8 protein-coding genes are annotated in these 10069 nt (G+C 71.6%); 5 read left to right on the forward strand and 3 right to left on the reverse strand.

What is annotated here, in order from left to right:
- The first annotated feature begins 79 nt into the window (after positions 1–79).
- Together COGEMETH_RS06755 and COGEMETH_RS06760 are read left to right on the forward strand one after the other, a co-directional pair.
- Positions 80–1450, forward strand: coding sequence for an MFS transporter (locus tag COGEMETH_RS06755; protein ID WP_238181841.1), 1371 nt, complete (start codon positions 80–82; stop codon positions 1448–1450).
- A gap of 234 nt (positions 1451–1684) precedes the next feature.
- The gene (locus tag COGEMETH_RS06760) at positions 1685–3448 is read left to right on the forward strand and encodes an ABC transporter ATP-binding protein (protein ID WP_238181842.1); all 1764 of its coding nucleotides are present in this window, start codon (positions 1685–1687) and stop codon (positions 3446–3448) included.
- Between the two features lie 221 nt (positions 3449–3669).
- Here COGEMETH_RS06760 and COGEMETH_RS06765 read toward each other — a convergent pair whose 3' ends face one another.
- A complete protein-coding gene (locus tag COGEMETH_RS06765) occupies positions 3670–4353 on the reverse strand; it encodes a glutathione S-transferase family protein (protein WP_238181843.1) in 684 nt (227 codons plus the stop codon).
- A gap of 210 nt (positions 4354–4563) precedes the next feature.
- Here COGEMETH_RS06765 and COGEMETH_RS06770 point away from each other — a divergent pair, with 210 nt between their 5' ends.
- Positions 4564–5163: a Pr6Pr family membrane protein gene (locus COGEMETH_RS06770; protein ID WP_238181844.1), complete on the forward strand. Its 600-nt coding sequence runs from the start codon at positions 4564–4566 to the stop codon at positions 5161–5163.
- Between the two features lie 7 nt (positions 5164–5170).
- On the opposite strand, the gene COGEMETH_RS06775 is transcribed toward COGEMETH_RS06770, so the two are convergent.
- Together COGEMETH_RS06775 and COGEMETH_RS06780 are read right to left on the reverse strand one after the other, a co-directional pair.
- Complete coding sequence (locus tag COGEMETH_RS06775) at positions 5171–6658, reverse strand: M48 family metalloprotease (protein WP_238181845.1); 1488 nt, start codon at positions 6656–6658, stop codon at positions 5171–5173.
- A gap of 5 nt (positions 6659–6663) precedes the next feature.
- The gene (locus COGEMETH_RS06780) at positions 6664–7557 is read right to left on the reverse strand and encodes a thermonuclease family protein (protein WP_238181848.1); all 894 of its coding nucleotides are present in this window, start codon (positions 7555–7557) and stop codon (positions 6664–6666) included.
- 712 nt (positions 7558–8269) lie between these two features.
- Here COGEMETH_RS06780 and COGEMETH_RS06785 point away from each other — a divergent pair.
- Positions 8270–8680 carry a helix-turn-helix domain-containing protein gene (locus COGEMETH_RS06785; protein ID WP_238181846.1) on the forward strand — a complete coding sequence of 137 codons (411 nt, stop codon included), beginning with the start codon at positions 8270–8272 and terminating at the stop codon, positions 8678–8680.
- A gap of 141 nt (positions 8681–8821) precedes the next feature.
- The gene (gene metK / locus COGEMETH_RS06790; protein ID WP_238181847.1) at positions 8822–10000 is read left to right on the forward strand and encodes a methionine adenosyltransferase; all 1179 of its coding nucleotides are present in this window, start codon (positions 8822–8824) and stop codon (positions 9998–10000) included.
- Positions 10001–10069: the final 69 nt, after the last annotated feature.

Raw genomic sequence — 10069 nt, forward strand, 5'->3', positions numbered from 1 at the left:
CGGCTGGGGCTGGGCCGCCACGGGGGGCGGCCCAGCCCCAGCCGGCGGTCGAGAAGCCGCCGGAGAAGGCGCCCGATAGATGACGGTGGCCCGACCGAGGAATCGGCGCGTCATCCCCCCCCGCGAGCGCGACGCGACGCGCCATGAGGTCCGCGCCCGCCCGATCCGGCTGAAGGAGCCGGCGGTCGAGTCCGTCCCTCCGCAGGCGGCGCCCGCCCCCGTCCCGCCCGGCTCCGCGGTCTCGCGCGGCAGCCGCCGGGGGCTCGACGCCTTCGCCTTCTTCGTGGCCAACCTGCAGACCGGGTTCGGGCCGTTCCTGGCCGTCTACTTCTCGCAGGCGAAGTGGACCCAGTCCGACATCGGCTTCGCCCTCACGGTGGGCAGCCTCGTCAGCCTGCTCGGGCAGGTGCCCGGCGGCGGCTTCGTGGACGCGGTGCGCTCCAAGCGCTTCGCGGCCGGCGTCGCGGTGGTCGCGATCTCGGGCAGCGCGCTCGCGCTGGCGCTCTGGCCGACCTTCCTCATCGTCCTGCTCGCCATGGCGGCCCACTCGGCGGCGAGCTGCATCCTGACCCCGGCCATCGCCGCGATCAGCATCGGGCTGGTCGGCCACGCGCGTGCGGGCGAGCGGCTCGGGCGCAACGCCAGCTTCCAGGCCCTGGGCAACGCGGTCGCCGCCGCCGGCATGGGGGCCTGCGGCTACTACCTCTCGAACGGGGCCGTGTTCTACCTCACGGCCGCCCTCGTCGTGCCCACCATCATGGCGCTCTCCGCCATCCGCGCCGAGGAGATCGACGCGACCCTGCGCACGCAGGAGGCCGAATCCGACGCGGCGGGCCAGGCGGCGGGGGAGGGCGCAGGCGGGGTCAAGGCGCTCCTGACCAACCGGGTGCTCCTGAGCTTTGCCGCCTGCATGACCCTGTTCTTCCTGGCCAACGCCGCGATGCTGCCGCTGGTCGGCAGCGCCCTGACCCTGCGCGCCAGCGAGACGGCGACCGTGCTGGTGGCCGCCTGCATCATGGTCCCCCAGGCGGTGCTCGCGGTGCTGGCGCCGACCGTGGGGCGGCTGGCCGAGCGCTGGGGCCGCTATCCGGTCCTGCTGATCGGCTTCGCGGCCCTGCCCCTGCGCGGCCTGCTGCTCGCCTACACCGACAACCCCTATCTCCTGGTCTCCATCCAGGTGCTCGACGGCATCTCGGCGTCCGTGCTCGGCGTGATGGTGCCGCTGATCGTCTCCGACCTCACCCGCGGCACGGGCCGCTTCAACCTTGCGCTGGGCGCGGTCGGCACGGCCATGGGGATCGGGGCGGCGCTCTCCACGTCGCTGGCCGGCATCATGGCCGACCGGCTGGGCAGCCACACGGCCTTCCTCGGCCTCGCGCTGGTGGGCTTGGCCGCCTTCCTGCTCGTGGCGCTGATCATGCCGGAGACCCGCCGCGGACACCAAACCTGATCCAGGCCTGACGCTCGGAGCCGGCGGTCGCCCGGCGGCACCGAAATCGCATCCCGGTCAAGCGACGTTCAGCTTCGCCGGATAAAACACGCGTGGGAGGGCGGGCGGTTGCAACGCAGAGGGACGCTGTTGCGTTGCCGCCCCGGGAGGCAATATCGCGTGCGGCGAGTCGTCTTCCGCGTCCGCACCCCGCCCGCCGCCATTCCCGCCGCTTGAATCGAATTGGTCAACGCGATGGAAGACCTCGACCAGTATGCCGAACGGCCCTTCGCCTTCGTCGGACGCTATCTCCGGCGCCGGGCCCTGCCGCATGCCGTCATCCTGATCGCCGTCCTCGGCGCGGTCGGCTTCTCGGTCTCGACGGACTACGCCCTGAAGGGCGTGGTGGACGCCCTGAGCAAGGGGCCGGATGCGGGCCTCGTCTGGGGGGCGCTCGCCATCCTCGTCGCCTTCATCGCCTGCGACAACATGCTGTGGCGCGTCGCCTCGCTGGTCGGCGCCTTCACCTTCGTCGGCGTGACGGGCGACATCCGCCGCGACCTGTTCCGGCACATGACCGGGCACTCGCCCACCTTCTTCGCCGACCGGCAGCCGGGCACCCTGGCCTCGCGCATCACCGCGACCTCGAACGCGATCTTCACGGTCGAGAACATGTTCGTGTTCAACGTGATGCCGCCCTGCGTGGCCGCCTTCGGCTCGATCGCCTACATCGCCACCGTCAACCTCACCATGGCCGGCATCCTGGCCGGCGTCTTCGCCGCCGTCGTGGTGCTGATGTTCAAGATGGCGTCGGCCGGCAAGCCGCTCCACCACGACTTCGCGGCCAAGGCCGCCAGCGTCGACGGCGAGATGGTCGACCTCGTCGGCAACATGCCGCTCGTCCGCGCCTTCTCGGCCTTCAAGCGCGAATCGGTGCGCTTCGAGGGCACCATCGCCACCGAGATGCGGGCGCGCCGCTCCTCGCTGCTCTACCTGGAGAAGCTGCGCATCGTGCACGCCGTGCTCACGGTGCTCGCCGTGTTCGGCCTGCTCTACTGGGCGATCAAGATGTGGGAGGCGGGGCAGGCCACCAACGGCCAGGTGGTGCTGGTCTGCACGCTCGGCATCCGCATCCTGGCGGCCACCCGCGACCTCGCCGTGGCCCTCGTGGACGCGACCCAGCACACCGCCCGCCTGTCGGAGGCCCTGCACACCCTGCTCCAGCCCCACGACCTCGTGGACCACCCGGAGGCCGAGCCGCTCACGGGCACGGGCGCCAAGATCGACTTCCAGCACGTGGCCTTCGACTATCCGGACGGGCGCGGGGTGTTCACGGATTTCGACCTCGCCATCGAGCCGGGCCAGCGCGTCGGCCTCGTCGGCCGCTCGGGCGGGGGCAAGTCCACCCTGTTCTCGCTGATCCAGCGCTTCTACGAGGTGCGGGACGGGGTGATCCTGATCAACGGCCAGAACATCGACCGGGTGACGCAGGATTCCCTGCGCGAGGCGATCACGGTGGTGCCGCAGGACGTCTCGATGTTCCACCGGACCCTGCGGGAGAACATCCGCTACGGCCGGCCCGACGCCTCGGACGAGGACGTCTGGAAGGCGGCCGACGCCGCCCATTGCACGGACTTCATCAACGCCCTGCCGGAGGGCTTCGACACCATCGTCGGCGACCGCGGCGTGAAGCTCTCCGGCGGCCAGCGCCAGCGCATCGCCATCGCCCGCGCCATCCTCAAGAACTCGCCGATCCTGCTGCTCGACGAGGCGACCTCGGCGCTCGACGCCGAATCCGAGGAGGCGATCCGCCACGCGCTGGCCAACCTGATGAAGGGCCGCACCGTCATCGCGATCGCCCACCGCCTCTCGACGCTCAAGGACTTCGACCGGATCGTGGTGCTGGAGGGCGGCCGCATCATCCAGGACGGCTCGCCCGACAAGCTCACCCACCTCGACGGCTTCTACCGCGAGCTGATGAAGAAGGAATCGATGGGCATGGCGCTGGCCGCCGCCTGAGCCGAGGCTCTGCCAGCCTGAGGGATCGGGCTGCGTTCACCGACCGCGGCATTCGTCCCACCCACCCCCTCATCCTGAGGCGGCGGAGCGTAGCGCAGCCCTCGAAGGAGCCCTCCAGGGATCGCGAGACCTCTGGAGGGCTCCGTCATAGCCCGCTGGCGCGGGTACCTCAGGATGAGGGGGGTCGGTGGGAGCCGCCGGGTTTTTCGAGGGTGCAGTCGTCAGCCCTCGACCTTCATCGCCCGGAACATGTGCCCCTTGGCCTCCGCGTCCATCTCCGGCTTGAAGGCGTGGCGGCCCTTGAGCGCCTCCGCCCGCTGCGCCGCCGGCCGCGCGTTCACCGTGTCGAGCAGCCGCTTCACGTTCCGTAGGTCCGCGAAGGCACCCTCGCCGAGGACGAAGGGCACCATCCGGGCCCAGCCCCAGGCCGCCATGTCGACGATCGAATAATCCGCACCCAGGATGAAGGGGCGGTCGGTCAGGTGCGCGTCGAGGACGCCCCAGTGGCGGCGCGCCTCGAAGGCGTAGCGCTCCACCGCGTAATCCTGTCCCTTGGGCGCGAAATGGCGGAAATGCACGCACTGGCCCGAGAACGGGCCGATGCCGGTGGCCACGAACATCAGCCAGGACAGCATCTCGGCCCGCGCCTTCGCCCCGGCCGCCGGCCCGAAGCGGCCGGTGGTCTCCGCCAAGTGCAGCAGGATGGCGTTCGAATCGAACACGGTCACGTCGCCGTCCACGATCGCGGGCACCTTGGAATTCGGGTTGATCGCCGTGTAGCCGTGCGCGAACTGCTCGCCCTTGCGGACGTCGACGGGGACCGGCTCGTAGGGCAGGCCGGTCTCTTCCAGGCAGAGCGCCACCTTCATCGGGTTGGGCGAGAGGTTGTAGTAGAAACGGATCATCGGGCGGCTTGCTTTCCGTGGGCGCCCCGGCACCATGCCGGTGCGGTGGGGCCTGCGATGCGGCGAGAGTGCTCCGCCGGCGGCGGTGGTGTCGAGGCCCTGCCGGGCTAGGTGTCTCTCACGAAACTCCCGCTGCGCTGTCCTCACCAGAGGGAGAGTTCCTGGTGAGCGGGAGTTTCGTGAGATGCACGAGGATGGGGCTTGGACGGCATGGGCAGGCGCGCGGCTGCCGCACTGATCGCCCTCGTGGCCTGGACGGGGCTGGCCGTGCAGTTCTCCGCCATCCACGGCCGCACCGGGTCGGCGGCCGCCGCCCTCTGGGGCATGCTGCGGTACTTCACGATCACCACGAACCTCGCCGCGGCCCTGCTGTTTGCCGCCATCGCCGCGGGCTTTGCCGTCCCGCCCCGCCTGCTCGCGGGGCTCGCCCTGGCGATGGGGCTCGTCGGGATCGTCTACCAGCTCCTGCTGCGCGGCCTGCTCGACCTGAGCGGCGGCGACGCGCTGGCGGACCTGCTGCTGCACTGGGTGACGCCGGTCGCGGTCCCGCTGTTCTGGCTCGCCGCCGGCCGCAAGGGTGCACTCGCGGCCCGCGACCCGCTCCTCTGGACCCTCTACCCGGCCGCCTACCTCGCCTACGCCCTCGGCCGCGGCCTCTCGGACGGGCTCTATCCCTATCCGTTCATGGACATAGGCCGGCTCGGCTGGGCGCGCACTGGCGCGAACATCCTCGCTCTCGGCACAGGTTTCCTGGCGGCCGGGTATGCCCTGGTTCGGCTCGACGCCCGGCTCGCCGGGACGGCCCGATGAGCCGGGCCTATTCCACCACCAGCTTGTAGCTCTCGCCCGGCTTCAATGCGGCCCCGCGCTCCAGCCCGTTGAGGACGAGGAAGCGGTCGAGTGCCCGGTCGGGCACCGCCATGCGGCGGGCGAGGTCCTCCGCGCTCGCGGAGGCTGCCGGCACCACCTGGAGGCGCAAGGGGCGCAGGGCCTGGGTGTCCTCGGGGGCGATGGCCGACAGGCTCGCGATCCAGCGGCGGAAGGCCGGGTCCGGGTCGGTCGCGCCCTTGGCGGCCATGATCATGCGAAACGTCCGGTCGCCGACGCGGATCGCGGCGAGGCGGAAGGTCCAGTCCTTGCCGCGCGAGACCGCGGTGGCGGCCGGATGGACGCCGACGCTGCGGGTCTCGATGGAGCCGGGTTCGATGATGTCGTTCCAGGTCGCCTTCAGGACCTCGTCGAGGCCCTGCTCGGCGCCGGCCTCGACCTGGTCGAACAGCAGGCGCCGGCTGCCCTCGCCGGTGGTGCCGAGCACGGCGTTGCGGGTGTTCTCGATGGTGAAGCCGTCCGGCACCTCGAAGGCGATGCCGAGGTTCGGGTGGATGAAGCGGCGTCCGCGCACCGCCCCGTCTCCGGGGTTGTCGCCGTAGCTGATCCCGTCGATGGCGGCCAGGTACCGGGCCCGGTCGTCGATCCCGATGCCCGGCGCGCCGGTGCGGCGGGCGGCGCGTGTGACGAGGGCGATGCGCTCGGCCGTACCCGGATGGGTCGCCAGCATGTCCGGCTCGCCCGCGCTGCCGGCCCCGGACTTGAGGGCGATGGTGCGGTTGAGCGCTGTGAGGAAGCGGCCGGCCCCGAACGGGTCGTAGCCGGCCCGCGCCAGGGTGCGCACGCCGGCCCCGTCCGCCTCCAGCTCCTGCTCCCGGGAGAACCGAGCCAGCGCGAAGCGCGACTGGCTCTGCAGCTGCGCGCCCGTGGCCGGGTCGTTCAGCACGTCGGCCACCACCCGGCTGACGAGCTGCGAGCGCAGCTCCAGCTCGGTGCGGGCGGTGGCGTGGCTCAGGGTGACGTGGGCGATCTCGTGGGCCAGCACCGCGGCGATCTCCGAGGTGTCGGAGGCCAGGGCCACGAGGCCGCGGGTGGCGTAGAGCCGCCCGTTCGGCAGGGCGAAGGCGTTGACCACGGGCGAATCGAGCAGCGTGACGTCGTAGCTCTGGTCCGGCCGGTCGCTCGCCTTGACCAGGCGGTCGGTGACCTCGGTGAGGAGCCTGAGGGTGGCCGGCGCCCGGTACTCGCCGCCGAAGGAGGCCACGAGCTTGGCGTGGTCGGCATCCGATCCGCGGTCGCGCCCGGTGACGCGCGGCGCCTCGACCGGCACCTTCACCGCGGCCGGCGCCAGCACCGTGCCGGTCTGCTCCCCGGCGCAGGCCGAGAGCGCGAGGGCGACGGCGAGGCAGGCGAGCACGCGGAAGGGCCCAGCGCCCCCGCGCCCCGCATCCCGCACTTGCTTGAGACTCCCGCCCATGCCGATCAGCGCCGCGGCGCCCGCTCCCCGTCCCGTTCCATCCCGGCCGGGCCCGCGCCCGGTCGCCGATCCGACGCCTCGGCCGGAGCGGCCTCGTCGTCGAGGGGCTCGATCAGTTCCGGCGCGCCCACGTCGATGACCGGGCTGCGCCAGAGTTCGATCACGCCGCGCACCCGCACGCGCCGGCCCTCGATCCCGGCCGCACTCAAACCATGTTCCAGCATCCTGCGCCAAGTGCGTTTCGACACCGTGACCGTGAGCCCGTCCTCGCCCCGGCGGACGAAGTCGAGATAGGTGCGCGAGGCCCGCTCGCCGACGTGCCGGACCCGCCCCTCGATGACGGCGAAACCGCCGGCCCGCGCCCGCAGCGCCGCCCCGTCTCCCGCCTCCGGCAGCGAAGCCTGCCACAGGCCGCGCTTGGCCGCGCGCGCACCCGCCTCGACCCGCAGCAGCGCCGGCCGGCACAGGGTGTCGGCCTCACCCGAATCGGCCCAGGCCAACCCGGCATCGATCAGGCCGCCCGCGAGGTCGATGCCCTCTTCGTCGACACTCGCATCGATCCGCAGCCGCCCCCAGCGGTCGCCCTCGCCGCGGGGCACGATCGTGAGGGGCCGGCCGCGCAATGCCAGGAGCCAGTCGCCCGCGCGCGCCGCGACCTGCGCATCCTCGGGCCAGCGCAGGGAGCCGAGCACCACGCGGCTGCCGGAGGCGAGACGGATCTCGCCGCGGGGCCCGAGGGCGTCGAGGCTGTCGGCCCGCGCGAGCGCCGGCCGGCAATCCGCCGGCCCCTGCCGTGGCGCGCCCCATGCGGCGGTGGCCGCGCAGAGCCCCGCGGCCAAGGCCGGCCCGAACCGGTTCGCCTGTCGCCCCATCGCCTCCGCACCCGCCCCGTCCACCATGCCGCAGAACGGCCCGATGGGCACCGGCCTGCGCGCCGTTCCCGCGAGACCGATGCAGGCGCATCATACGAAATCCGGTCGATCGCTTCGCGATGCGGATTTCGGCTTCGCTAACGCGCCGCGCGAGCTTGGTGATACCAGGTCCGCTTCGCTCGAGCGGACGTGGTATCACAGGGATGCCCTTCCGGTTGGCCCCGGACGGGTTGGGTGATATGAGGCCTGCGGCACGTCTCCGTAGCTCAGCTGGACAGAGCACAGGTTTCCTAAACGGAAAAATTGGGCGTCGCGTCGGGAAACTGCGCGGCGGAACCGCTCAAAGTCGGGGAAAGCTCACGGCGCATCGCGCGCCCTGCCGATCCCGAGCCAAGCCCGCGCCGCCACGCGCGGGAAGGTGTAGAGACTAGACGGGCGGCGCCTAAGGGCCTTTCTCGCGAAGGGCCTAGGGCGAAGGGATAGTCCAGGCCACGAACGTGCCCGCGGGCACGGCGGCGAAAGCCGAAGTGGTATGAAACCTGGGGTCGCAGGTTCGAGCCCTGCCGGAGACGCCACTTTCGCACCCTCCGAGGACGGTGCTGCCGGACACCGCTGCCGCGCGTCGCCTGCCGGTTCTCCGGCCCATCGTGACAAATCATCCGCTCACGCTTAAGGTTGCGCGCGCGGGGGTGCCGGATGCGTGGTCGTCCGGTCCGAGGCTGAGTTACGCGGGACGAACATGGCAGGCCAAAAGACCGATCAGCGCGACGTCTACGTCGGGCAGCGCATCGCGGAGCAGCGCCGGAAGGCGTCCCTGACCCAGCGCCGGGTCGCGCAGAGCTTCGGCATGTCGGCGGCGCAGCTGCAGAAGTACGAGAAGGGCACCAACCGCATCAGCGCGGTCCATCTCGACATCTTCTCCCGGATGACGGGCATTCCGCTGGAGTATTTCTTCGACGGCATGCCGCGCACCGACGATTTCGAGCCGGCCGGCTTCGGCGAGCCGCGCCAGCAGCCTTACGGCGAGGCCGGCGGCCTCCAGGCCATCGCGGAACTGCTCGCCCGGCACGTGGTGGAGAACGTCTCTCCCGAGATCCGACGCGACATCGCCGCCGCCGTCCAGGTCTTCGACCGCAAGGTCAGCGGCTGATCTATCGGCCGCTCCGTCCGGTATAACGGAAGCGTTCGGCATTTCATCTTGACCGTCCGGTGGACGGATGCGAGAACGCACGGCATCGCAGTGGGTCAAGCGCCGTGAGCAAGGGCGCGCCCGAGACGGGGGTGCCATCCGATGCCGCGTTCCGATTACCTGTTCACCAGCGAATCCGTGTCCGAGGGCCACCCCGACAAGGTGTGCGACCGGATCTCAGACACCGTGGTCGACGCCTACCTCGCGGCGATGCCCGAGGCGCGCCTCGGCGTCGAGACCCTGGCCACCACGAACCGCATCGTCATCGCCGGCGAGGTGCGCGGTCCCGATTCGGTCACCTTCCAGCACCTGGAGGAGCTGACCCGCGCGGCCGTGAAGGACATCGGCTACGAGCAGGACGGCTTCCACTGGAAGAACAACGACGTCGCCATCCACCTGCACGCGCAGTCGGCCGACATCGCGCAGGGCGTGGACGCCTCCGGCAACAAGGACGAGGGCGCGGGCGACCAGGGCATCATGTTCGGCTACGCCGCCGACGAGACCCCGGAGCTGATGCCGGCCCCGCTCTTCTACGCCCACAAGATCCTCAAGGACCTCGCCGACGCCCGCAAGGGCCGGCAGGGCGACGCGGCCAAGCTCGGCCCCGACGCCAAGAGCCAGGTGACGGTGCGCTACGCCAACGGCCGCCCGGTCGAGGCGACCCAGATCGTGCTCTCGACCCAGCACCTCGACGAGTCCCTCGATTCGGCCGACGTGCGCGCCATCGTCGAGCCCTACATCCGCGCCGCCCTGCCGGACGGCTGGATCAACGAGGGCACAGTCTGGCACGTCAACCCGACCGGCAAGTTCGTCATCGGCGGCCCCGACGGCGATTGCGGCCTCACGGGGCGCAAGATCATCGTGGACACCTACGGCGGCGCGGCGCCCCACGGCGGCGGCGCCTTCTCCGGCAAGGACCCGACCAAGGTCGACCGCTCGGCGGCCTACGCCGCCCGCTACCTCGCCAAGAACGTGGTGGCGGTGGGCCTGGCCTCCCGCGCCACGATCCAGCTCGCCTACGCCATCGGCGTGGCCAAGCCCCTGTCGATCTACGTGGACCTTCACGGGACCGGCACCGTGGACGAGGCCCGCCTCGAGGCGGTGCTGACCGACGCCATGGACCTCTCGCCCCGCGGCATCCGGCTGAAGCTCGGCCTCAACAAGCCGATCTACGCGCGCACCTCCGCCTACGGCCATTTCGGCCGCGCGCCGGAGGCCGACGGCGGCTTCTCCTGGGAGCGCACGGACCTGGCCGGCAGCCTCAAGTCGGCGCTGGCCTGAGCCTCTTCACGCGCGCGTCCCTCTCCCCTCTGCGGGGGAGGGTGGGCCTCGCGTGAGCGAGGGTCGGGA

Source organism: Methylobacterium trifolii, from assembly GCF_022179685.1.
Lineage (GTDB): Bacteria > Pseudomonadota > Alphaproteobacteria > Rhizobiales > Beijerinckiaceae > Methylobacterium > Methylobacterium trifolii.

Coding starts and splice junctions, on each gene's coding strand:
- COGEMETH_RS06755 (WP_238181841.1), top strand. CDS start 80: ATGACGGTGGCCCGACCGAGGAATCGGCGCGTCATCCCCCCCCGCGAG.
- COGEMETH_RS06760 (WP_238181842.1), top strand. CDS start 1,685: ATGGAAGACCTCGACCAGTATGCCGAACGGCCCTTCGCCTTCGTCGGA.
- COGEMETH_RS06765 (WP_238181843.1), bottom strand. CDS start 4,353: ATGATCCGTTTCTACTACAACCTCTCGCCCAACCCGATGAAGGTGGCG.
- COGEMETH_RS06770 (WP_238181844.1), top strand. CDS start 4,564: ATGGGCAGGCGCGCGGCTGCCGCACTGATCGCCCTCGTGGCCTGGACG.
- COGEMETH_RS06775 (WP_238181845.1), bottom strand. CDS start 6,658: ATGGGCGGGAGTCTCAAGCAAGTGCGGGATGCGGGGCGCGGGGGCGCT.
- COGEMETH_RS06780 (WP_238181848.1), bottom strand. CDS start 7,557: ATGGTGGACGGGGCGGGTGCGGAGGCGATGGGGCGACAGGCGAACCGG.
- COGEMETH_RS06785 (WP_238181846.1), top strand. CDS start 8,270: ATGGCAGGCCAAAAGACCGATCAGCGCGACGTCTACGTCGGGCAGCGC.
- metK (WP_238181847.1), top strand. CDS start 8,822: ATGCCGCGTTCCGATTACCTGTTCACCAGCGAATCCGTGTCCGAGGGC.